At 62.2% G+C, this 23,842-nt stretch carries 21 protein-coding genes; 11 read left to right on the forward strand and 10 right to left on the reverse strand.

Annotation, left to right across the window (positions count from 1 at the left end; translation table 11 throughout):
- Positions 1-211: 211 nt before the first annotated feature.
- Entirely contained in the window at positions 212-1,321 is a 1,110-nt protein-coding gene (locus P0D73_RS06130) for a branched-chain amino acid ABC transporter substrate-binding protein (RefSeq protein WP_408176912.1), read from the forward strand.
- Positions 1,322-1,329: 8 nt separating this feature from the next.
- On the opposite strand, the gene P0D73_RS06135 is transcribed toward P0D73_RS06130, so the two are convergent.
- A complete protein-coding gene (locus tag P0D73_RS06135) occupies positions 1,330-1,806 on the reverse strand; it encodes an Lrp/AsnC family transcriptional regulator (protein ID WP_132374432.1) in 477 nt (158 codons plus the stop codon).
- A gap of 178 nt (positions 1,807-1,984) precedes the next feature.
- Here P0D73_RS06135 and P0D73_RS06140 point away from each other — a divergent pair, with 178 nt between their 5' ends.
- From P0D73_RS06140 to P0D73_RS06155, 4 genes are all read left to right on the forward strand, one after another.
- Positions 1,985-3,232: a diaminopropionate ammonia-lyase gene (locus P0D73_RS06140; RefSeq protein WP_408430352.1), complete on the forward strand. Its 1,248-nt coding sequence runs from the start codon at positions 1,985-1,987 to the stop codon at positions 3,230-3,232.
- 39 nt (positions 3,233-3,271) lie between these two features.
- The gene (locus P0D73_RS06145) at positions 3,272-4,435 is read left to right on the forward strand and encodes a M20 aminoacylase family protein (protein WP_408282242.1); all 1,164 of its coding nucleotides are present in this window, start codon (positions 3,272-3,274) and stop codon (positions 4,433-4,435) included.
- An 85-nt stretch (positions 4,436-4,520) separates the two neighbouring features.
- Positions 4,521-5,270, forward strand: coding sequence for an aldolase (locus P0D73_RS06150; RefSeq protein ID WP_408176676.1), 750 nt, complete (start codon positions 4,521-4,523; stop codon positions 5,268-5,270).
- Positions 5,271-5,655: 385 nt separating this feature from the next.
- Complete coding sequence (locus P0D73_RS06155) at positions 5,656-6,798, forward strand: aminoacyl--tRNA ligase-related protein (protein ID WP_408176674.1); 1,143 nt, start codon at positions 5,656-5,658, stop codon at positions 6,796-6,798.
- A gap of 110 nt (positions 6,799-6,908) precedes the next feature.
- Here the strand turns inward: P0D73_RS06155 and P0D73_RS06160 are convergent, their stop codons facing one another.
- Both P0D73_RS06160 and P0D73_RS06165 read right to left on the reverse strand, forming a co-directional pair.
- Positions 6,909-7,664: an SDR family NAD(P)-dependent oxidoreductase gene (locus tag P0D73_RS06160; protein ID WP_408430355.1), complete on the reverse strand. Its 756-nt coding sequence runs from the start codon at positions 7,662-7,664 to the stop codon at positions 6,909-6,911.
- Positions 7,665-7,748: 84 nt separating this feature from the next.
- Complete coding sequence (locus P0D73_RS06165) at positions 7,749-8,078, reverse strand: hypothetical protein (protein ID WP_408176672.1); 330 nt, start codon at positions 8,076-8,078, stop codon at positions 7,749-7,751.
- Positions 8,079-8,166: 88 nt separating this feature from the next.
- Between P0D73_RS06165 and P0D73_RS06170 the strand changes: the two genes are divergently transcribed.
- Positions 8,167-8,790: a RidA family protein gene (locus tag P0D73_RS06170; protein WP_408311251.1), complete on the forward strand. Its 624-nt coding sequence runs from the start codon at positions 8,167-8,169 to the stop codon at positions 8,788-8,790.
- On the opposite strand, the gene P0D73_RS06175 is transcribed toward P0D73_RS06170, so the two are convergent.
- The 5 genes from P0D73_RS06175 to P0D73_RS06195 all read right to left on the reverse strand — a co-directional run bounded on the left by P0D73_RS06175 (position 8,787) and on the right by P0D73_RS06195 (position 14,573).
- Entirely contained in the window at positions 8,787-9,725 is a 939-nt protein-coding gene (locus tag P0D73_RS06175) for a LysR family transcriptional regulator (protein WP_132374426.1), read from the reverse strand. The genes P0D73_RS06170 and P0D73_RS06175 overlap by 4 nt on opposite strands.
- Positions 9,726-9,852: 127 nt before the next feature.
- On the reverse strand, positions 9,853-10,662 hold the full coding sequence (locus P0D73_RS06180; RefSeq protein WP_408176667.1) for an aldolase/citrate lyase family protein: 810 nt from the start codon (positions 10,660-10,662) through the stop codon (positions 9,853-9,855).
- Positions 10,663-10,717: 55 nt separating this feature from the next.
- Positions 10,718-12,448 (reverse strand): ABC transporter permease, encoded by a 1,731-nt coding sequence (locus P0D73_RS06185; protein ID WP_408430358.1) that lies wholly within the window; start codon positions 12,446-12,448, stop codon positions 10,718-10,720.
- A gap of 2 nt (positions 12,449-12,450) precedes the next feature.
- Positions 12,451-13,515 carry an ABC transporter ATP-binding protein gene (locus tag P0D73_RS06190; protein WP_408430361.1) on the reverse strand — a complete coding sequence of 355 codons (1,065 nt, stop codon included), beginning with the start codon at positions 13,513-13,515 and terminating at the stop codon, positions 12,451-12,453.
- A gap of 8 nt (positions 13,516-13,523) precedes the next feature.
- Positions 13,524-14,573, reverse strand: coding sequence for an ABC transporter substrate-binding protein (locus tag P0D73_RS06195; RefSeq protein WP_408430365.1), 1,050 nt, complete (start codon positions 14,571-14,573; stop codon positions 13,524-13,526).
- A 266-nt stretch (positions 14,574-14,839) separates the two neighbouring features.
- On the opposite strand from P0D73_RS06195, the gene P0D73_RS06200 reads away from it, so the two are divergent.
- Entirely contained in the window at positions 14,840-16,240 is a 1,401-nt protein-coding gene (locus tag P0D73_RS06200) for an MmgE/PrpD family protein (RefSeq protein ID WP_408176661.1), read from the forward strand.
- Between the two features lie 51 nt (positions 16,241-16,291).
- Here the strand turns inward: P0D73_RS06200 and P0D73_RS06205 are convergent, their stop codons facing one another.
- Positions 16,292-17,044: an IclR family transcriptional regulator gene (locus tag P0D73_RS06205; RefSeq protein ID WP_165923839.1), complete on the reverse strand. Its 753-nt coding sequence runs from the start codon at positions 17,042-17,044 to the stop codon at positions 16,292-16,294.
- 224 nt (positions 17,045-17,268) lie between these two features.
- Here P0D73_RS06205 and P0D73_RS06210 point away from each other — a divergent pair, with 224 nt between their 5' ends.
- Together P0D73_RS06210 and P0D73_RS06215 are read left to right on the forward strand one after the other, a co-directional pair.
- Positions 17,269-18,108: a TauD/TfdA dioxygenase family protein gene (locus P0D73_RS06210; protein ID WP_132374419.1), complete on the forward strand. Its 840-nt coding sequence runs from the start codon at positions 17,269-17,271 to the stop codon at positions 18,106-18,108.
- Positions 18,109-18,166: 58 nt separating this feature from the next.
- A complete protein-coding gene (locus P0D73_RS06215) occupies positions 18,167-19,561 on the forward strand; it encodes an MFS transporter (protein ID WP_132374418.1) in 1,395 nt (464 codons plus the stop codon).
- Between the two features lie 57 nt (positions 19,562-19,618).
- Here P0D73_RS06215 and P0D73_RS06220 read toward each other — a convergent pair whose 3' ends face one another.
- Complete coding sequence (locus P0D73_RS06220; protein WP_132374417.1) at positions 19,619-20,629, reverse strand: LysR substrate-binding domain-containing protein; 1,011 nt, start codon at positions 20,627-20,629, stop codon at positions 19,619-19,621.
- 281 nt (positions 20,630-20,910) lie between these two features.
- On the opposite strand from P0D73_RS06220, the gene P0D73_RS06225 reads away from it, so the two are divergent.
- Together P0D73_RS06225 and P0D73_RS06230 are read left to right on the forward strand one after the other, a co-directional pair.
- A complete protein-coding gene (locus P0D73_RS06225) occupies positions 20,911-22,611 on the forward strand; it encodes a thiamine pyrophosphate-dependent enzyme (RefSeq protein ID WP_408430368.1) in 1,701 nt (566 codons plus the stop codon).
- A gap of 49 nt (positions 22,612-22,660) precedes the next feature.
- Complete coding sequence (locus P0D73_RS06230) at positions 22,661-23,833, forward strand: porin (RefSeq protein ID WP_408430822.1); 1,173 nt, start codon at positions 22,661-22,663, stop codon at positions 23,831-23,833.
- Positions 23,834-23,842 lie beyond the last annotated feature (9 nt).

A 23,842-nucleotide genomic window follows, 5' to 3' on the forward strand; every position in this document is an offset into this window, starting at 1 on the left:
CCGCCGAGAAAAATTATCGATCCGCAGGCTGTTTTCGATCAGCAATTTCACGAGCGGCACCTCACGCGATTTTGGCTACCACGCGGGCACCGTACGATTTCCATCAGCCTGCGCGACAAGCAAAAGGCCCCGAGTCGTGCCTCCGATGCATCAGCCCCGTCTCCATTTCTGCGAGTACCTGATCGTGAAAACACTGAAGTGCACCACCGCCATGTTTGCTCTGGCATTAGCGACGTCGCCGTTTTCGGCTCGCGCGGACGTCACCGTGAAAATCGGCCAGGTGTCGCCGCTGACCGGCGAACTCTCGCACATCGGCAAAGATGACGAGAACGGCGTCAGGCTCGCAATCGAGGATCTGAACAGCAGGAAACTGCGTATCGGCGGACAGACCGTGACGTTCGCGCTCGACTCCCAGGATGACGCCGCCGATCCCAAGACGGCAGTGACCGTGGCGCAAAAACTCATCGATGACAAGGTGGCGGGCGTCGTGGGACATGCGAATTCCGGCACGTCCATTCCCGCATCCAAGATCTATTCCGACGCCGGCATTCCGATGATCACGGAGTCCGCGACCAACCCGAAGCTGACGGCGCAAGGCTACAAGTCAGTGTTTCGCATGGTTGCCAATGACGTCAGACAGGGAACGGTTATCGGCACCTACCTCGTCAAGGATCTCAAGGCGTCCAGGGTCGCCATCGTCGATGACCGCACGGCATACGGCCAGGGCCTCGCCGACGAGGTCGAAAAGGCCGTCAAGGCGGCGGGTGGCACCGTCGTGGTTCGAGAATACGGAACGGACAAAACGACCAACTGGATGGCCGTGCTGACCACGATCAAGAGTCATGTTCCGACGGGAATCGTGTTCACGGGTGGCGATACGCAGGCAGCCTCGTTCGCGCAACAGGCGCAGAAACTCGGCCTGAAGGCGAAACTGATTGCAGGCGATGAAGCGTGCACGCCGCAGTTCATCAAGCTGGCCGGATCGGCCATGACGGACAACATGTACTGCACGCTCGCAGGCGTGCCGCCTGCGAAGATGCCGCAGGGCGACGCCTTCTTCAAACGCTTCCAGCAGCGCTTCGGCACGCCTGTGCAGCTCTACGCGCCGTATGCATACGACGCCGTGATGGCCATGGCGGGCGCGATGCAGGCAGCCGACTCCACCGACCCGAAGGTCTACCTCGCCAGGCTCCAGACTTTGAAAATAGATGGCGTGACCGGCCCCATCCAGTTCGATGCGAATGGCGACATCCGCAATGGCGCGATCACCGTTCGCCAGTTCGGGCAAGGCGACTGGCACGATCGCAGCGTCGTCAGATAGCGAGCGGGCTATTCGTCGAGATCGACCGGCACCGTCAAGCCGACCTTGACGCGGCTCATGCTCACCAGCGTCTTGAAGCGCTTGACGTTGTTATTCGCGAAGAAGAGTTGCCGGGTCAACTCGTTGTATTGCTCCATATGCCGCACCGTCATGACGAGCACGAAGTCCCACTCGCCGGCGACGTAATAGCACTGCTGAACTTGCGGACACTGTGAGAACGTCCGCTTCATCGCGTCCAACAGGTCGATCTGTTCGCTCTCGACCTCGATGGACGTGATGATCGTGAGAGGCGAACCCACCTTCTCCGGCGAAACGATTGCGGCATACCGTTCGATCACGCCCTCGTCGGCAAGACGGCGCAGGCGCCTGTTCACGGCGGCAGTGGACAGACTGACGCGTGACCCAAGCTCGTTCTGCGGGATCTGCGCGTCTTCCTGTACTTCGCGCAGCAGCTTTCTGTCGAAGGTATCGAGAGTCGTGGCCATAGTCGTGCTTCAACCCGGTTAAATGAGATTTTTTTTCATAAAGAGCCTGCATTTTGCGTCATATCGACGCGGGTCAAGCAATATTATTCTGGTGGAAGGTGACATGTCGAGGACGGCGTCCCGCCCTTTTCCCGACTGAAATCACTTTGTCCAACCGTCTTTCCGGAGTCGAATTGCAATGCTCATCGCCAACAAGCATGCGTCGCGTACGTGCTACCCCAATGACCTGACGCAGATCCTGAACGTGGCGGCGGCCCAGCAAAGCCGTGCATGGCTGTCGCATTGGGATCACCTCAATCCAAAGGCAACGCCGCTCCGGGATTTACCCGATGCCGCGGCGCGACTCGGCGTCACGAAGCTATGCGTGAAAGACGAGTCCGTGCGTTCCCCACTCGGCAGCTTCAAGGCGCTGGGCGCGCCCATCGCACTGGTCCGGCTGATCCTGCGCCTTTGGCCGATGCACGACCTCGACGCGGTTGCCGTGATCGAGGGACGCTGCAAGGACATGCTCACCCATCTGACGGTGATCAGCGCGACGGACGGTAACCACGGCAAGGCGTTGGCGGCAGCCGCGCAAACGGTCGGCTGTGAATGCGTGATCATGTTGCATGCCAATGTGAGCGTCGAACGCGAGCAGGCGATTGCTGCATACGGCGCGAAGATCATCCGCATCGCGGGCAACTACGACGAGTCGGTCGAAGAGGCAGCCCGCCTTGCTGCTGCAAACGGCTGGCATGTCGTGTCGGATACCTCGTACGAAGGCTACGAGGACATTCCTCGCGACGTGATGCAGGGCTACGGAACCGTGGTCGCCGAAATCATCGAGCAAAGCGCCAGCGATCAGCACGTCCCGGCATTCACTCACGTCTTTCTGCAAGGCGGCGTGGGCGGCCTTGCCGCGGGTATCGCGAGCTTTCTGTGGGAGACCTATGGCGCGGATCGGCCGCACTTCGTGGTGGTCGAGCCGCAGCAGGCCGATTGCCTGTATCAAAGCGCGCTCGAGGGCCGCGCGACGAGAGCTAGCGGAGCGATCGATTCTCTTATGGCCGGGCTGGCTTGCGGCGAGACATCGCCGCTCGCGTGGAAAATCCTGCAGCCTTGCATCGATCACTTCATGACCATCCAGGACGACGACGCGATCATTGCCATGCGCGCATTGGCCGCCGGCTCCGCGCGCGATGTGCCGCTAGTGGCTGGCGAGTCGGGCGCTGCGGGTTTCGCAGGCCTGGCCGCGTTAATGAGCGACGCGAACCTGGCGCGAGCGGTCGGACTGAATGCGAATTCGCGCGTGCTCGTCATCAGCACGGAAGGTGCGACCGCGCCCTCCGTCTACGCGCAATGCGTGGGCGAAACCGCTGCGTCGGTGCTGGAGCGCCAGGCCGATTGGCTCGGCCATCTCGCTCACTCATCGGCGGATATGGCATGACGCGTCGACATGCATCGAATTCGAACAGGATCTGAAACCATGGAAACGTCCCTGCAATCGCAGTTGAAAAGCTGGCGTCAGCATCTGCACCAGCATCCGGAAACCGGCTTCGAGGAAGTCGCGACCGCCGATTACGTGGCGAACATTCTGCAAACGCTCGGCCTCGAGGTTCACCGTGGAATCGGCGGTACCGGACTCGTCGCCAATCTCACCGTTGGGTCGGGAAAAGGCGTGATCGGACTGCGTGCCGATATGGATGCGCTCAATATCCTCGAAAACGCGCCTGACCGTTCGCACGCGTCGGGTACGCACGGCAAGATGCACGCGTGTGGTCACGACGGCCATGTGTCCATGATCCTCGGCGCGGCGCGCCTGCTTTGCGAGCGGCGAGACTTCAACGGTACGGTGCGGTTTATCTTCCAGCCGGCGGAGGAACACGGCCGCGGCGCAAAAGCGATGATGAGCGACGGACTCTTCGAGCGCTTCCCTGTCGACGCAATTTTCGGTGCGCACAATATGCCGGGCCAGCGGGCCGGCACATTCGCGACCCGAGCCGGCGGAATCATGGCGAGCGAGGATAACTTCGTCATCCATATCAAGGCGCGCGGCACGCACGCGGCGCGGCCGCACATGGGCGTGGATCCCATCGTGATCGCGTCGCAAATCGTGCTGGCGCTTCAGACCATCGTTTCGCGCAACCTGGATCCGGGCTTACAGGCGGTGATTTCCTGCACCGAGTTCATCACGGACGGCATTCGCAACGTCATCCCCTCGAATGTGACGATCAAAGGCGACACGCGCAGCTACGCGCCGGAGGTGCAGCACATGCTCGCCACCCGCATGCGAGAAATCAGCGAAGGGATCTGCCACGCGCACGGGGCGCAGTGCTCGTTCGAATACACGCACGAATTTGCACCGACCGTGAACTCGGGGGATTATGTGGAGCTTGCCGTCTCGGCGGCCCGTCATATCGTCGGCGCTGAAAACGTCGAAGCCAACGTGCAGCCCATGATGATCTCCGAGGACTTCGGCGCCTTCCTGCAGGTCGTGCCGGGCAACTTTGCTTTCATCGGCAACGGGGATACGGGCAAGACGGGCGGCGTGCCGTTGCATAATTCAACCTATGACTTCAATGATGATATTTTGCTAACCGGTGCGCGATACTTCGCGGAAATAGCGAGGCTCGCACTACCTCTCGCCTGAAGCCGCTGATAAGCTCGTCAATGTTTGTCGAGAGTCGGGCGATAAGGGCCGCCTCCTCCACATCATTACGAACGCGGACACCGCCATGAAAGCTACCCCGGTTGTTGAAGACGCCATTTTTCACGCCCCGGAAGTCGTCGCCCTGCGGCAGAATCTTGCGTTGGCACTGCGTGCGGCCGCGCATCACGGTCTCGGCGAAGGGGTATGCAATCACTTCAGCATCGCACTGCCCGGCAACCGCGGGCTCTTCCTGCTGAATCCGCGCGGCCTGATGTGGAGCGAAATTACGGCGGACGACATCCTCATCGTGGATGGTCTCGGCAATCGCGTCGCCGGTCGGCACGAGGTCGAGCCCACCGCCATGTTCATCCACGCGGCGGTCCATAACATCGCGGGCAAGCATTGCGTGCTGCACACGCATATGCCCTACGCGACGGCGTTGACGCTGACCGAAGACTGCGGCCTCGATACCACGCTGTCGCAAAACGCAATGCGCTTTCACGGCCGCATCGCGCTGGACCGCGAGTACAACGGCCTGGCACTGGACGCCGGAGAAGGCGAACGGATCGCGCATGCGATGAATGGCAGCGACATCGTATTCCTCGGCAACCACGGCGTGGTGGTGTGCGGCGAGCGCATCGACTACGCGTACGATGATCTTTACTATTTGGAGCGGGCTTGCCAAAGCCAAGTGTTGGCGCTTTCCACGGGGCGGGCCCTGAAGCCGGTGGACCCTGCCCTTGCGGCTCGCGTGGCAAATCAGGTGCAAAGCGAGCGCGCGCAGTCGGAACTGTTCTTCACGGCATTGAGACGCACGCTGGGCGAACCTGGGTAATAGCACAGACAGTGCCCCTATGCCCCGGACATTGGCGAGGCGGGGTTGCAGCCGCGCCATGTTTCGTGCAGAGTAGCAACTAATGAAAGACGAGGAAGCGAAGCCAACCCGCGATCCGCTCGATCATGTCGGCGCAGCATCTCCCGCCATTGAATAGAAACGAGTACAGCACGAGCAGCAGAACATCATGGACTTTTTGAGCACTCTCCCGCAACGACCTCCGGTGCCCGCTATGGCGGCCGGAGTCTGCTCGAGAACTCAATATTCGCGACAGGGAGGCTAAGCGCCTGCGCCTCGCGTGAGAATCGATGATCCGGACGCCCCTTGCGGGCGTTTTTTCATTTCAGGCCTGTTTTTACGCTGAATTCTGAATCCGGAGCACATCATGAAATTCTCACAGCAATTTTTCGCCAACAGTTTCTTCGAGCAGGACAACACCCGGCTGGAACTGACCGACCTCGCCCGCAAGGCATGCCTCGTCCATCAGGACGCCGCGGGACTTTACTCCTGGATGTCGCTCGGCCTGAGAGCGCAGCGGCGCGTCGAGAGCATCGTGCGCGAGGAGATGGAGCGCGCCGGCTTTTGCGAAATCCAGATGAGCCTGTTGCAGGACGCCGATCTGTGGCGGCAAACCGGGCGACTGGACGTGTATGGCGACGAGCTGATGCGGCTCACGAGCCGCTCCGGCCGGCTCTTTTGCCTCGGCGCCACGTGCGAGGAATTGGCCACCAACATGGTCAAGACGCACTACAACAGGACGGACATGAGTCTGGGCCTCTATCAGTTCGGCAACAAATACCGCGACGAACTGAGGACACGCGGCGGCCTCGCGCGTGCCAAGGAGTTCATCATGAAAGACGGCTACGCCTTCAATGCCACGGAAGACGGTGCACGCGCAGCGTATGAGGCTGTTCGCGAAGCCTATCAGCGCATCTTCAGGCGACTGGGGCTCGCCGCCATCGTCAAGTCCAGCGACAACGGGGAAATCGGCGGCCAAAGCTCGGAGGAGTTTCATGTCCTCAGCGAACTCGGCGAGGACGAGACCGACGGTCAGAAATCACTCGAATGTGCGCACATTTTCGACCTGGGCGATCGTTACTCCAAGGCTATGGGCCTGGTGAACGCCAAAGGCGAATTCGTCAGAATGGGCTGCTTCGGCGTGGGCGTTTCGCGCCTCGCCATGCTGCTGCTCAGCCGGCAGCGCGACGAGCGCGGCTTTTGGGGCAGCGAGTCGTTGAACACCTTCGACGTCGTGCTCACCGTCATCGACTGGGAGCGTCAGGAACGGCAGGAGGCCGCCCAGGCGCTGCAACGCGAACTGCAAGCAAAAGGATTGAGCGTGCTGGTCGACGATCGTCTGGCGCAAGCCGGAAAAAAGCTCGCCGACGCCGAGTTGATCGCATGCCGGCAACGCGTGGTGGTCAGCAGCAAAGCACTCGCGTCGGGCCGCTTCGAGTGGATGGACCGGCGAACCTTGGCGCGTGAAGAGGCGTCAGCGGCGGAGATCGTGGCGCTTTGCGCGAGTTAGTTAGCCTTGGCGCGTGTGCGCTTCGGCATCTGCTTCGGGCGCGCCCAGCTCGTTGCTGATCCGCACACGCTCCGGTTGGCCGGTCGCGCCACTTCGATCACCCGTGTGATTCAACGCGCCGTCCATCCTCCGTCAACGACCAGATTCGCGCCCGACATGAAGGCCGAGTCGTCGCTCGCCAGAAAAGCGGCGGCGCTGGCGACTTCGCCAGGCGTACCGATTCGGCCCAACACCGTCGCGGCTTCGAATGAGCGTCGCAAACCGGCCGGATCGACGCTGCTGGTAAACACATCCTCCAGCAATTGCGTCGCGACGGGGCCGGGACACAGGCAATTCACACGAATACCGCTGCGGCCATGATCGACCGCCATCGCCTTGGTCAACATGACGACTCCGCCTTTCGACGCACAGTAGGCGGCGACATTGGCCTCGCCCACCAGTCCCAACTCGGACGCAATGTTAATGATGACGCCCTCACCGCGCATTTGCATCGACGGGATGACCGCTCTCGAACATAGGAAAACGCCTTTCAGGTTGACCGCCATCAGACGGTCCCATTCCGCAACGGTCGTGTCGAGAACGGTCTTCGCGAATTCGATGCCTGCGTTATTGACCAGAATGTCTACCTGTCCGAAACGGGCTTCAGCCTGGCGAAACATCTCGCTGACGTCGGATTCGAGCGACACGTCCGCGCGGACGTAGCAGGCTTCGCCACCTGAGGCGCAAAGCGCATCTGCTTCCGCGGTCGCGTCCGTTACATCGGCGAGCACCACCTTTGCTCCCTCGGCGACGAATCTTGCCGCTATCGCGTGTCCGATGCCCCGTTGAGCACCCGTAATCAAGGCAACCCGGTCTTTCAGTCGCATGTCGTTCTCTCGCGCAAGCAGGGGGAGCGTCATGTTAGCAGCCGGGATCTCATGCGTGCTGACAGGGCTTGCGCAATGAACCCCTCACTGAAGCCACTTCCGCACATCCTTCTCCCATTCCGGGTCGCCGCAGCCTTGCGGGTTTTCCGGCCCGAGCACGGTAATGTAGCCTTTGCTCTTCATGCACGATTCGTAGGCGCGAACTTTCGTGCATTGGCCCGGCCCCGCGTTGCGCGACACCGTTTTGCATTGCGCGATCGTCCTGTCCATCGGACCGAAGTCCATATCGCTTGCCTGATTGAGCATCGGCGCGTCGGCGCCCGAGGCGGAGAATTCGACGGGGCCGGTCTGCGCGCAGGCACTCAATGCACCGGCCAATACGGTAATGAAGAGAAGATGGACACGCGGTTGCATGGGGCGGCTCCTGTTTGGCAGAGGTTGCGAAATCATACGCCCGCGCGGGTGTATATCGTTGCCGTTAGCTCGCATGGAAGCGTCGAGCATGCTTCACACGTTTCTCACCAGCGCCCGGTCGTGTCATGATTTGCCTACCGGATCGCTTCGCATCGACCAACGCCTGACCAGCTCCGATCGCCCGCCGGCTTTCACCTCAATGGAAACCTTCAACACCGCCATGACCACGCCCACATCGAATGCTTCCCCTGGTACGGCCCTCGCCCGTCTGAACGCCCTTGGCCTCGCCTTGCCGAACGTGCCCGCACCGCGCGGCGCGTTCAAACCGTTTTCACGCTCGGGCCAGTTGATCTTCCTCTCCGGACAAATCTGTGAATGGGAAGGCGAAGTGCGATTCAGTGGTCCGGTCGGCGAGGTCCATGACCTTCAAGCCGGACAGCAAGCCGCGCAGATCTGCGCGCTGAACCTGTTGGCGGCGTTGCACCTCGCGCTGGACGGCGACCTGGACCGCGTGCTCTGTTGCCACCGCGTCGGTGGCTTCGTGTACGCGACGCCGGGTTATCCGGACGTGCCGAAAGTGATCAACGGGGCGTCCGATCTCTTCTTCGAGGTGTTCGGCGAGCGCGGCCGGCATGCACGGACGGCGGTCGGCGTCGCCACCCTGCCCGCCGCGGCGTCCGTGGAGGTGGAGGCTATCTTCGAGGTTCGCTAGGGCGTCGCCGTGCCGGCCGTCAGCGTGTCTTCTTTTCCGACATGCGCTTCGGCTGCGAACATATCGACCAGTTCACGGGCGAAGAGCGGCAGCGCGTCGAAGTCGCGCACGCAGACATGCAGCCGGCGCAACGCCCAACTATCGGTCAACGCGATCGCGGTGATGCGCATGGTCGGCACGAGCCTGCGCGCCACGGAGTCGGGAATCACGCCAATGCCGACGGTCGCCTCGATCATCCGGCACACCGCATCGAAATTGCCCATCTCCGCGCGAAAGCGGAACGGCCGCCCCGCCTCGGCAGCCGCCCGCACGAGGAACGCGTGAATCGCACTCCATTCCGACAAGCCGACGTAATCGAACGCGAGCGTCTCGGCGAACGCCACCGCGTCACGTCCCTCGAGCACGTGACCGCTCGGCACGATCAGCACGAGACGGTCGTCGCGGCAAGGCAGATAGCGCAGGTTTTCCGCAGGCGGACAGCCCGCGACAATGCCGAGATCGGCGGCACCGTCGGCGACCGCCCTTGCAATCGCCTGACTGCCGCTCTCGCGCAGTTCGAGGTCGACATCCGGATGCGAGGCGAGAAAACGGCTCAGGATGTTCGGCATCACCTCCATCATCGCCGTGGTATTGCCGAGCACGCGCAGCCGCCCTTTGACGCCTCGCGCGAATTCCTGCATATCGCCGTGCAACTGCTCGACCTGCGCGATCAGAATGCGCGCATGCCGCATCAGTTCCTCGCCGGAACGCGTGAGCGTCACGCCCTGATTGGTACGGTACAGCAAAGGTGTGCGGAAATAGTCTTCGAGGTTCTTGATCCGCATGCTGGCCGCGGGCGCCGACAGGTGCGATTTCTCGGCCGCCCGCGTGAGACTCAATGATTCGCCGATGTTCACCATCAACTGCATGTCGGTCAGATCGAAATGCGTCGCCATAACGTGGATTGTCTCCTCAGCGGCAAACCGGGGCGCGGGTGTCACGCTTTGCACGTGAGCTCGCGCGTGGCTTATGTTACCTCCTCCGGCGTGCCGCATCATCATGGCGATGTTCGCAACCGCGCATTCAGACCAGGCCCAGGTCTTTGCGCACGTTCGGCAAAAACTCCATCATCGCGACCTGAAACAGGAACTGCGCGCCCTGGATCATGATGAAGTTCATACCGGCGTCGTGCAGCCGTTTGACCCGCTGGCGCATTTCCTCCAACGTATAGGCGTAGCTCGTATTAGCGCCGACCATGATGCCGCGCTGTTGCGCTTTCTTCACACCACGGTCCACCAGCTTCCACAGATCCGGGCTATTGAAGTCCGGTTTCTTCGCATTGCCGCCCAGTACTTTCGACAGATCGGTCATCGCGAAGAAGAACATCTTCAGATCGGGATGGTCCAGTACCTTGTCGAAGTCGTCGATGCCGCCCTGGCTCTCCACGTGCGGAATGATGTACGTGGCCTGCGCCATCTCGTCGGTGCGCTGCTCCCATTCGCGGCTGTTGAACGGATGAATCCATAGCGCGCGCCGGTGCCAGTCGCGCGCAATTTCGAGCGCTTCGTTGATTTCCTGTAGGCCCGAATGCGAGATCAGCACGTATTCCGCGCCGAGGCCCTGCAGGCGCGACAGATCGACGCCAATGCGCGCATCGTAGCCGTGCCACGGATTGGTCTGCATGCGCACGACCGGCGTAATGCCAGCCGCCTCGCAGGTGCGGATCATGTTCTGCACGTCATGGAAGTCCATGCCGGTAAACATCATGTCGATCATGATCCAGTCGAAGCCGAGATGCGCGCACAGTTCCGCGGTTTCGGGATCGTTCGCCCACACGCCGAGTGCCGTGCGGCCCGACTTCATCGTGTCCATCAGCATGTTCTTCGGTTTCATACCCTGCTCCTCCAGACGCCCGGCAACGGGCAGATTACGCAGACGGCCGTCTGCTTCAGTTCGGTGTGACCGGTTGCATGGAACGCGGCGCGCTCCAGCTGCGAAAGCAGGTCTTCAAAATCGCCATGAAGACGATCCCGACCGCCATCTGCAACAGCGAGTAACTCGCGAGCCGCGAGAAATCGCCGACATTCCACGCTTCGAATGCGAGCACGGAGAACGTGCGGTCCGCCGCGGTGTAGAGAATCACGACCATCGAGAGCTCGGTCATGAAGAAGCTGAAGAGCAGCAGCCACGCTGCGATCACGCTGGCGCGAATGAGCGGCAACGTGATGTGCGTGAACGTGCGCAACGGTCCATAGCCGCACACGCGTGCGCTCTCTTCGAGCTCGGGATGCACCTGGATCAGGCTGGCCGACACCGACCGCACTGCATAGGCTGTAAACCGGCCGACGAACGCAAAGATGATGATCAACGTGGTGCCGTAGACAGAGAGCGGCACGTTGATCCAGAACAGCAGCATGCCGACGCCGAACGCGATGCCCGGCATCGAAATGGGCAGCAGGATCACGTATTCGAGCAGGCCCTTGCCGCGCAGCCGGGTGCGCACGACGATCCACGCGATCACGATGCCCGCGAGCGTCGCCGTGGTCGCGGAAACCACCGAGATGAGCACGCTGTTTTGCAGCGTGAACCACACGTCGTCCGATTGCAGATAGCCGATCGCCGTGGTGAACGAGTACTCGCCGGACCAGGTGTAGCGTGACAGCGCCGCGGCGATCAGAATTGCGATCGGTGCGAGGATCGTGGACACGACATAGAGCGCGGCAAGCGCGCCGGTGGCCCAGCGCCATGCGCCGAGTTCGACGAGCCGCGGCCGGAACCCCTTGCCGCTGATGGTCGTATAGACCCGCTTGCCGATCAGCACGCGTTGCAGCCACGTCGTGAAGCTCGACAACGCAAGCAGATAGATCGACAGGACGGCCATCACGCCATAGTTGGGCGGCACTTCCTGCGAGCCGATCCAGATGCGCGAGGTCAGCATGAGAATCTGTCGCGACCAGCCGAGTACCACCGGCGTGCCGAACAGGCCGATCGCTATCGTGAATGCAAGGACAGCGCCGGACAGCACGGCCGGCGTGAGTAGCGGAATGGTGATGCGGCGCATGGTCTGCAAGGGCGTGAGGCCGCACACCTGCGCCGCTTCCTCGAGGCTCGGGTCCATGCTGCGCAGTGCCGCCGCGACGATCATCATCACGTACGGCGCGAGATACAGGCCGATCACGATCAGCATGCCCCAGCGGCTGTAGACGTCCAGCACGCCCGGCAAACCGAGCGCCGCGAGGAGCCGGTTCATGATGCCGCTGCGGGGCGCGGCGAGCAGCGCCCACGCGACCGCGCCGACGAACGGCGGAATGAAGATCGGCAACTGGCTGATCCATTGCAATACGCCACTCATCCACGTATCGGTGCGCTCGAAAATCCACGCGAACGATACGCCGAGCAGCGTGGCGATCATCGCAGCGCCGCCCGACACGAACAGCGTGTTGCCCAACGCGTCCCAGTAAATCCGCTTGCCCAGCACTTCGGCAAAGTAACGGCCCGTCACCGACGGCGTGCCCGCGTCCGCGTCGAATACGGCGCGATATAGCACGGCGCATAGCGGCGCGATCACGAGGACGGCGACGGCGCAGCAGATCAGCACGATCGCCATGATCGCCGGCAACTGCTGCATGAACCGGTGGCGCTGCACGGCGTGACGCTCCGAAAGAGGCAGGTCGGCCAAGGTCACGCTCCTATCACGCGTATATCGTCCGCCGCCACTTCGATACTGACCGCGTCGCCCGGCCGGCGTGGACCGGCGTCGAGCTGCACGACGCTCATCTGGCCGAACGCGGTATCGATCCGGTACTCGGTGCGATTGCCGACGAAACTCGCCTCGGCGACGCGCCCGGCGATCGAGCCGGGTGTACCCGCCTGACGCACGCGCCACTTCTCCGGACGAATGCACAACAGCTCGCCGGGCCGCGGCGGTTGCGCGAGCGCGGCGGGCAACGTCAGGCCGCCGGGCATCGCGAACACCGCGCCGTTCGCGCCCATTTGCCATTCGTAGTCCGCGATGATGTTCGCCCGCCCCAAAAACTCCGCTGCATGACGCGTGGCGGGACGATCGTAGAGATCCTTCGGCGCGCCTTTCTGGATCACCGTGCCGGCGTGATACAGGTAGACGGTGTCCGCTATCGACATCGCTTCTTCCTGATCATGCGTGACGAACAGAATGGTGCGGCCGAGACGCCGCTGCAATTCACGAATTTCGATGCGCATCTCCACGCGCAGTTTCGCGTCGAGATTGCTGAGCGGCTCGTCCATCAGAATGACGGGCGCCTCGGACACGATGGCGCGCGCGAGCGCCACGCGCTGCTGCTGACCGCCTGATAACTGCGTCGCGCTGCGCTCGGCGAACGTGTCGAGGCCGACGAGCCGCAGCGTCGCCATCACCGCGTCGCGTGCCTTGGCGCCGCTCACTCCTGCCGCCCGCAGCGGCAGGCCGACGTTTTCGATTACGCTCATATGCGGCCAGATTGCGTACGACTGGAACACCATCGACACATGACGGCGTTCGGGCGGCACCCACAGCGCGGGCGTAGCCTGATACACGGTACGTCCGGCGATCACGATTTCGCCATCCGAAGGCCGCTCCAGTCCCGCGATACAGCGCAACGTCGTGGTCTTGCCGCAACCGCTCGCGCCGAGCAGCACCGAAATCTGCGCCTCGGCGAAACTCTCGCTGACCGACTTCAGCACCGGTTGCGTGCCATAGGATTTTTGCAGGCGGCGAATGATGATCGACATACGTGGCCTCACCTGATTCCGGTTGCTTTCTGCCAGAGCTCGATGAGCTGCGCCTGCTGCCTGAGCGCGGCGTCGATGTCGAGCGGCAGCACCTTCACCGTCGCGAGCTTCGGCATGCCCTGCGGCGGCGCCGAGCCGTTGCGCAATGCGTACTCGTTCGCTCTCTGGATGATCGTCTGCGCGTCGCTCATCATGAAGTCGACGAACAGCTTCGCCGCCGCGGGATGCGGCGCGCCCTTGAGCGCCGCGACCGAAAACGGCGTCGACACGGTGCCGGATTTCGGCACGATGAATTCGAGCGGCGCGCCCTTGGCGACCGCGCCGCTATAGTGGTTGTTGACCACGTAGAACATCAGCGGCTTTTCGCCCGACAGCATCTTCGACAGACCGGCCGGCGTGGTCGGTGTCAGTTCAGCACCAGACTTGATGAGCCCCTGGTAGATCGCCACCGTGCGCTGTTCGCCGAAGTTCTGGTACAGCGTCGCAAGCAACGAGAAAGCCGCCGACGACGTACGCGGGTCGTAAAACGTGATCTGGTTTTGCCACTCCTTCTTCGGGTTGGCGAAATCCATCCAGTCTTGCGGCGGTTGCATGCCGTTCAGATACTGTTTGTTTGCACCGACGCCGAGAATCAACGTCTTCACACGTTCGAAGTCCTTTCCGGCGGGCGCGGCATCGGCGGGAAAGTTCTTCAACTCCGGCGAGTGATACGGGTCGAGCAGTTGCTCGTTCTGCATCCGCGTGAAGACGTCTTCCAGCGAGAAAAACGCGTCCGCGGCCTGCTTGCCTGCATTGCGCTCGGCGATATGGCGGTTGTAAATCTGCCAGCAGCCCGCGACGTAAGAACTGACCTTGATCTCCGGATAGCGCTTCTTGAATGCGTCGAGATACACCGGCGTTTGCGGCGGGTCGCATCCGTAGACCACGAGGCCGCCCTCTTTCTTCGCCTGCTCGATCAGCGCGGGATCGCTCGCGAAGGCCGTGCGCGAGACCATTGGCAAGAGTGCAAGCAGCACCGCCAAGGCGCCGATCCAGGTTCGCAGCGGGGCTCGTAGCATGTCTGTCTCCAATCGTCTTATGGTATTTCCCGTGCCGCTCACGGACGCGCTGCGTCGCGGGCTTTATCGAGCATCGCCGATAATCGCCGCATACGGAATTTCGATATGCTGAACGTCGATTTAAGCGTGGACGAAGATCCGGGTTATCGCGGATGTGCACGGTGTTTTTCGCGAAACAGCTTGCTTGTCACGCAGGCCGATCTATAACGTGAATCCTGTTGGCCCGTGATTTCAGGCCTCGAATTCGACATGCGATGGAGTTCACGATGGCAAGCACACCCGCCGGCAACCGCACGCTTTCGCAAACGTTCGCCGCGTTTGCTCACTCGCTGAACCTCGACGAAGTGCCGCGCCACGTACGCACGCGCGCCAAGCATCTGATCCTCGACGCGCTCGGCATTGCGTTCGCGTCCCATCGCAACGAATTCGCCGACGTGATCTTGCGCGGCATCAGGGCGCTCGGCGAAAGCGGAGTCAGTCCGGTGATCGGCAGCAGCGAAACGCACACCGTGCGCAATGCGGTGCTGCTCAACGCGGCGCTGATGCATGGACTCGATTACGACGACACGCATATGAAAGGCATCGTGCACGCAACCGCCTTCTGCGCGCCGGCAGCGCTGTGTGTCGGCAACGAAACCGGCGCCAGCGGGCGCGCTGCGCTCGCCGCGTATCTGGTGGGTATGGAAGTCTCCACGCGTCTGGGCGCGGCGGCGAAAGGCGGCTTTCATCATGCCGGCTATCACCCGACCGGTGTGCTGTCGCACTTCTCGGCCGCGTTGATCGCCGGCCGCCTCTATGGACTGGATACCGCGCAACTGGCCGCGGCGCAAGGCATTGCAGCGAGCACTGCTTCGGGCGTGCAAGTGTTTCTCGAAGAAGGCACGTGGTCCAAGCGCTTGCATCCGGGCTGGGGCTGCGTTGGCGGCATCACGGCGGCACGGCTTGCGCAGGCCGGTTTTGTTGCGCCGTCGCGCCCGTATGAAGGGCGTTATGGGCTATTCGATTCGCACCTGCAGCAACACGCGGGCGAAGTCGATTACGTCATGGCGAGCGCGGGTCTCGGCGAAATCTGGGAAACGGAGCAAATGGCGATCAAACCCTACCCTGTATGCCATTTTCTGCATTCGATCGCGGAGGCCGGCGCCGATCTGGCGCACAGCGGCGAGATCGATCTGAGCCGGATCAGCCGCATTCGGGCACTGCTGCCCGAACCGGTCATGCCGATCGTTACCGAGCCACTCGAGGCGAAAAGGCGGCCCACCACGAACTATGAAGCGAAGTTCAGCGCGCAATATGTGGCGGCGGCTTCGCTCGTGCGTGGACGCTTCGGACTGGCTGAACTGGAACCCGATACGCTCGCCGATGAGCGCATCCTCGCGCTGTCCGCGCGAGTGGAATGCGTCGCGGACCCCGATAGCGCGTTCCCCGCTTACTACTCGGGCGGCATGATCGTCGATACGGACGACGGCCGGCAACATCGCCGCTATTACCGCATCAACAAAGGCGCCGGCGAGCGCGCGCTCTCCAACGAGGCGATCGTCGCAAAGTACTTCGAGAACGCGTGTTGGGCCGTCAGTCACGCGCGCGCCGAACAGGTTCGCGATGCGGTGCTCGCACTCGATGAATTGCAGAGCAGCGAGGTATGGGCCGTGCTTCGCGGCGGCTGAACCCGGTGCCGCAAGTGCTCCTACCGCGCGCTCGACGGATCTCGCGGTCCGCTACGTCCGGCTCGAAATCTTCTTGCAGTACTTGGCGACCGCCCGGCCGATGGATATCTCGTTGCCCTTGACCCGCTGCGTCGGCGCGCCGACGACGATCGCATACGCCTCGCCATTGATCCACACGTAATGCCCGATCGAGGCGATCTCCGACTGATATCCGCCGATCGACACGAACCAGCCGCGCTCCTTGCCCTGCTCGATCAGACGCTTGTAGCGCGTCTTGCTGGTCACGGTATTCGGCGCGTATTGCTCGAACTCGAGTTCCTCGATCAACGCGTTGCGCGCGTCGTCGGTCATCGCGCCGAGCAGCGCCTGCCCGGCGGCGCCGATATGCAGCGGCCGCTTTTCTCCGACCGTTGCCGCGTAGCGCAGCGTTTGACCCGACTGCACGACTTCGAGGTAGTGCGACTGATGGCCGGTGCGCGTGGCGAGGAACACTGTCTCGCCGGTTTCGTTGCAGAGCTCCTGCAACACCGGCCGCACGTGCGATAGCAGCGGATCGTTGTCGATGATGACGCGCGCCTCGTCGAAGATACGGCGCGTGGGATAGTAGTCCGCCGAATCGTGCACGCGATACAGATAGCCGTTCGATTCGAGCGTCTTGAGCAACGCGAGGCAGCTCGACTTGGGGAACTCGAGACGCTTGCTGATCAACGCGAGCGGCACCGCCTGCTTGAGTTCCGCGAACAATTGAAAAATCTCGACTACGCGCCGTGCGCTTTTGACATCCGAATCGTTCGCGACCGTCATTGCGCCCCCGAAAAAGCCTAAGGAAAACCCGAATTCACGCATGGACGGAAGGCAAACGCGCTTGCGCAGCGTTTGCACATCGCCTATTCTGAGTTCATGAATAAGCATAGACGTTCACATACATGAACGCAAGGAATTTTCTGAACGGGCGGCGCCGAGCGTGGGAGACTGCGCCTCGGCCATGCTGACAGGCGCTCGTCACGTGTATCGCGGAGGAGACTCGCATGGCATCGAGCATCATCGTCAGACCGCTGGCCGGTTCTCTGGGCGCCGAAGTGTTCGGCGTCAATCTGTCCGGCGAACTGGATCCTTCAACGGTCGCACAGATCCGGCGCGCGTTTCATGAGTACCTCGTGATCTTTTTCCGCGAGCAAGATGCATCGGATAACGATCTTGCTCACTTTGCCCGCTATTTCGGTGAGCTTGCGGTGTTGCCGCCACACCGGCAGCATCCGGGCTCGCTGCCGGAACTGCTGATCATCGACAAGAAGCCGGAAGACGCGCTCGTGTTCGGCTGGGAATGGCATTCCGACACCACGCACCTGGAGATTCCGCCGCTCGGTTCGGTGCTTGCCGCGCGGATCCTGCCGCCAGTTGGCGGCGACACGTTGTTCGCGAATCAGTACATGGCGTACGACACCCTCTCCGACGGCATGAAGACTATGCTGGCCGGTCTGCGCGCCGTGCATGCGAACGGCCACATTCTCGCGTCGCTCGAAGCCGAAGACGTACTCGCGCAGGGCCAGGGTTACGGCAGCCATACGACGCTGTCCGCGGTGCATCCGGTCATCAGGACGCACCCAGAGACCGGCAAGAAAGCGCTGTTTGTCAATTCGCTGCATACGGAACGTTTTGAGGATATGACGGTGGCCGAAAGCGCACCGTTGCTGCGCTTCCTGTTCGAACACTCGACGCGACCCGAATTCACCTGCCGCTTCCGCTGGGCTCCCGGTTCGATTGCGTTCTGGGACAACCGCTGTTGCCAGCATCTCGCGCTCGACGATTATCCCGGCCAGCGGCGCCTGATGCATCGCGTCCAGTTGCGCGGCACACGGCCGGTGTAGATCCGCTAGGAGCCTCAAACACTCGGGAACGAGACGCGTAATTCTGGAGGAAGACACCATGTCGATCGCAGAGGCAACTATCGAACGGATGCCTGTCGGCGCGGCGCACCGCCGGATGTTCTGGCTGCTCGGCGCGGGCATGCTGATCGATGCGTTCGAGTTGTTCATGCAATCGGGCGTGGTGGCTTCGATGGTGCACACGAACTTCACCGGCACCGGCGGCGTTGCGCAATTCATCTTCGCCACCTTCTTTGGGCTTGCGATCGGGTCGGTCATGAGCGGCACGCTCGCCGATCGCTTCGGACGCAAATCGCTCTACCAGTTCAATCTGCTGCTGTTCAGCCTCGCGACGCTCGCGACCGCGGCGGCGCCCTCGTTCACGCTGGTCGTGATCTTGCGCTTCATCGCAGGGATCGGACTGGGCGGCGAGCTGGTGGTGGGCTACGCGATCATGGCCGAGATGACGCCCGCGCATTGCCGCGGACGCTGGGGCGTGACGCTCGGGCTGCTGGTGAATTGCGCGCAGCCGCTGTCCGCATTTGTCGGCGCATGGTTTCTGCCGGCTGTCGGCTGGCGCGCGATGTTCGTGGTCGGCGCGGTGCCGGCACTGATCGTCTGGTATCTGCGCCGGGCGCTGCCGGAATCACCGCGCTGGCTCGAACGTCAGGGCCGCACCGCGGAAATGCATGAGGTGCTCGACGCCCTGTGGCTCGAAAATACCGGCGACGCGCACGCGCCGCGCGTCGCGCCGGCGAGCTTCCTGCCGGAGCGCAATGAGTTGCCGTGGACCGCGCTGTTCGGCCGCCATCGGCTCGGACGCACGCTGTTCTGCTTTGCGATCGTGTCGCTGATCCTCGCGAGCCAGTACGGTTTTATCGGCTGGGTGCCGACGCTGCTGCTGCATCGTGGCCAGTCGATCGTGCACTCGCTCACCTACTCCGCGGTGATGGCAATGGGCGCGCCGATCGGCATGCTGATTCCGATTTTTCTCGTCGACCGGCTGGGGCGCCGGACCGTGGTGGCGACGGCGTCGTTTCTGGCGGCCGCGGTCGGCATCGGCTATGCATTCGCACTCGATGCGCCGGCCTGGCTGCTCGTCACCACCGGCTTTCTCGAAGTGCTATTCGTGCAGATCACCGCGAATACGGTGCTCGCCGTCTACCTGCCCGAACTCTTTCCGACCGATATCCGTGGCACGGGCTTTGGCGCGTCCACCGCAGTTGGGCGAGTGTCGGCCGCGATCATGCCGTATTTCGTGTTGTTCGTGCTGAATGGCTTTGGCTCGTTCGCCGTATTCGTGATGCTGGCAAGCGTGCTGCTGCTGTTGTGCCTGCTGGTGCTCGCGGTCGGTCCGGAAACGCGCCGCAAAACGCTCGAAGATGTCGAGCGGGAAATTCTCGCGGGCGTGGACTTGAGCGCGGATCATAAGCACGCGAAGTCGCCGGCGTCCTGAAGGTAAGTGATAGGAGTTTGCACGCGCGGCTTCATGGAAGGCCGTCGCGCGAGGCGCTCACCGCATATGAGCGAACCGGCGAAACACATTCGCCTCTTCGCTGCGATGCGAGGTGACGCGTGCATGATTCATGGCGGGGTCGAGCAGCGTGATGCCGGACCACTCGCCCTGCGCGGACAGTTCGTGAATCAGATCGACGATGGTCTGACACACCACGGAAGTCGCGGAGTTCATCGGCGTCGCGCTGGACCAGCAGACGCTCGCCGGACGCTTCAACGCCGGGTCGACGATCCTGCGCACGCGCGGGCGCCTTGCCGGATCGCGTTGCGCCAATGCCGACACCGGCAGGATCGTGCACGCCGCGCCCGATTGCGCAACGGAGATGAGCGTGGGAAGCGAGTCGATATCGGCGACGATATTCAGCTCGACGTTCTCGCGCGCGAACACCCGTTCGAGCAACAGGCGCAAACCGTTCGAGATGCCGGGCGCGACGAGTTTCACGCCGCTGAGTTGCGCGAGGGTGCAGGTTTGTGCAAGCGCACCCACTGTTCCGCCCGGCTCGCCGAATACGTACAGCTGTTCTTCGAGAACCGGCAGCGCGGTCACGCCCAGCGTGTCCGCATCGCGAAACAGAATGGCCAGATCGATGCGTTCGTTCGCGAGTAGTTCGCTGATAAAGCCACTCATGCTTTCAAAGAACTGCAAACGGATGCGAGGAAAGCGCTCCTGAATGCGCGCGAATAGCGGCATGGCGAGAATCGACGCCATGGTGGTCGGAAAACCCACGGCGACGGTGCCGCTTTCGGCATTTCCACCCTCCCGCACTTCCTGCTTGAGTTCCTCCATTTGCCGCAATACCAGCCGGCTATGACGATAGAGCGACTGGCCCGCGGCGGTCGGCGCCACGCCTTGCCGGCTTCTGATCAACAGCTTCGTTTCGAGTTCCTCCTCGAGGCGGCTCATCTGCTGGCTCAGCGAAGGCTGCGCGACATACAGCTTCTCGGCCGCCTTGCCCATGCTGCCGCAATCGACGATCGCAACGAAGTACCGAAGCTGACGGGTATCCATGATTCGTGATCCTGAGTTTAACGGTCAGAGGTTATGCCTATGATGGACTCATTCAATTGGTATTTCCACGCAAACCGCACTTCTTCTACAGTCTTTCAATTGGCATCACACAAGCGCGCCGACACGCTGGCGCCCGACAGGAAATGCAGACCGTTCTTCGCGAGAGAGAAAGCACCGATAGCGGCATAGCTGATATGCCGGCGATCCGATTGATGCTGCACGGCGATCAAAACAACAATGGACCCGTCGACTCCCCTTTCGCCCACTTCTATTTACGGCTCATGAATCCTGCAACCGCAACGACTTCGTCCCACGCCCTGCTTTCCGTGCTCGCCGCAAACGGAATAGATCGCGTTTTTCTCGTGCCCGGTGAAAGTTATCTGGGGATTCTCGATGCGCTCGCGGACTTTCCGCAGATCGACGTGGTGACATGCCGCCACGAAGCGGGCGCCGGTTTCATGGCATGCGCGGACGGACGCCTGACGCGCCGTCCCGGCGTCGTCATGGTCAGCCGTGGACCCGGCGCGAGCAACGCGTCGATTGCGTTGCACACCGCGCAACAGGACGGCATTCCTCTGCTGTTGATCGTCGGACAGATCCCCAAAGCGGATTTGCGCAAGGAAGCATTTCAGGAGATCGACTATCAAAGGATGTACGGGTCGATCGCCAAATGGGTCGTGGAAGTCACGGAGCCGGAACAGTTGGCGACCGCCGCGTTCAAGGCGCTGCGTATTGCAATGGCCGACACGCCCGGCGCGGTCGTGCTGGTCGTACCCGAAGATATTCAACAGCAGCAGGTCGAGTCGGATGCATGGCAGGTGCCGCCTGCCGTAGCGACAATTCCCTCCGACGCAACGCTCGAACGTATCGCCCGTCTGCTCGAACAGGCGCAGCGGCCGCTCATCATCGCCGGTGGCGCGTTCGAAGCGCCGCGCGGGCGCGACTCGCTGCTGAGGTTCGCGCAAACGTACGACGTTCCGGTCGCGGTGTCGTTTCGACGCCAGGACATTTTCCCCAACCGGCATCCGCTGTATGCGGGCGATCTGGGATTGGCCAATCCGGCGGAGCAAATCGAAGCCTTCGAGTCGAGCGACTTCGTGCTCGCACTCGGCACGCGACTCGGCGATATCACGACACAGGGTTATCGCTTCCCGAAGCCGCCGCGCGCGGCGCAGACATTCGTGCATTGCCACGCGGACGGCCACCCCGTCGGCCTGCATGTGGCGCCGGATATCGGTATCGTGTGCGATCCCGTGGCGCTTGCCGATGCGCTCGTTGGTGTGCATCGTTCACCAGCGCGTTCGCAACGATGGTCTATGCGCTTGCGAGGCATCGCCACGCACATCGCCGAATGGCCGCACCGCACCGTCGAACCTGGCGACAGCAACGGCGACACTGGCGCTGGCGTGCGATTCGTCGACGTCGTTCGCTCACTGGCGGAGCATGCCCCCGTGGATGCCGTGATCTGCGTCGACGCCGGCACGTTCGCCGCGCCCGTGTACCGCCATTTTCCTTTTCGCTATCCGCAACGCCTGATGTCACCGCTGTCCGGCGCAATGGGTTACGGCACGCCGGCCGCCATTGCGACGCAGCTCCGCTTGCCGGCGCAAAAAACGATCTGCCTCGTCGGCGACGGCGGCTTTGCCATGACCGGCAACGAGATGATTGCCGCAGTGGCGCGCCGCTTGCCGATCCTCTTCATTCTCTCCAACAACAACTGCTACGGATCGATCCGCGTTCACCAGGATCGCACCTATCCGGGACGGCATATCGGCACCACGCTGACCAATCCGGATTTCACCCTGATTGCCGGCGCGTTCGGCATCGACGCCGAGCGCGTCACGGCTTCAGACGAAATCGACGCAGCCGTCAAACGTGGTCTCGCGGCACAGCGGCCCTATTTCATCGAAGTCATGTCGAGCATCGAATCCGTTCAGCCACTTTCGAGCGTGCCGTCGATGGCGCTCAACCAGGAGCACTGATTGCGGTTATCACCCTACAACTACAGAGACGCAAGGAGACAACATGAAGATGATGTCCACGGCGGGACTGCTGGCAATCATTGCCGCAACCGCGCCATCCGCTTTCGCCCAGTCGAGCCTCACGCTGTACGGAATGATCGACGAAGGGCCCGAATACAACAGCAACGCAGGAGGCAAGCACCTGTACAACCTGACCACGGCCGCGCAGGGTGGCAGCCGTTGGGGGTTTCGTGGCTCGGAAGATCTCGGCGGCGGCCTGAGCGCCATCTTCAGGTTGGAGAACGGCTTCGATCTCGGCACCGGCAAACTGGGCCAGGGCGGCCTGATGTTCGGCCGGCAGGCCTACGTCGGGTTGACGTCCACGCGCTTCGGCTCCGTCACGCTGGGACGTCAATATGATTCGGTGGTCGACTATATTGGGCCGCTGACGGTGGGCGACCAGTGGGGCGGCACGATCGGTTCGCACCCCGGCGACCTCGATAACTTCGACAATAGCCAGCGCACCAACAACTCGGTCAAATACGCGAGCGCGAACTACGACGGCATCACGTTCGGCGGTCTGTACAGTCTAGGCGGCGTGGCCGGCAACGTCACGCAGAATCAGGTGTGGTCGCTCGGCGCCGGCTATACGAACGGACCGCTCGCGCTCGGCGCCGCGTATCTCAACGTGCGAAATCCGAACGTCAGTTTCTTCGGCAATAGCACGACGGGCACGGCCACGCCAGCGGCCAATTCGATCACGAGCCCTGTGTACAGCGGTTACGCGTCGGCGAACACCTATCAGGTGATCGGCGCCGGCGGCAATTACACGATCGGCGCCGCCACACTCGGCGCGACCTATTCGAACACCAAATTCATGGGCCTCGGCAATACCGCGCAAAGCGGCCCGAATCCACGCCACCTCGGCGGCGAAGTGACACTCAATAACGTCGAACTCAGTTTCAAGTACCAGGTGCTGGCCAGTCTGCTGGTCGGGCTCGAATACGACTACACGCGCGGTAGTTCGGTGAACGGTGCAGATGCGGCCCAGTACCACCAGGGCACGCTCGGGGTGGACTACTTTCTTTCGAAGCGAACCGATGTGTATCTGGTGGGCGTTTATCAACACGCCTCAGGGGTAGACTCGACCGGCAAGCCGGCAGTCGCGGCGATCAATCAGGTCACCGCGTCGAACAGCAATAGTCAGACCGTCGTGTCGCTCGGCTTTCGCCACAAGTTCTGATGAAACTCA

It is taken from the genome of Paraburkholderia sp. RL18-101-BIB-B (assembly GCF_046026985.1).
In the GTDB taxonomy this organism is placed as follows: domain Bacteria; phylum Pseudomonadota; class Gammaproteobacteria; order Burkholderiales; family Burkholderiaceae; genus Paraburkholderia.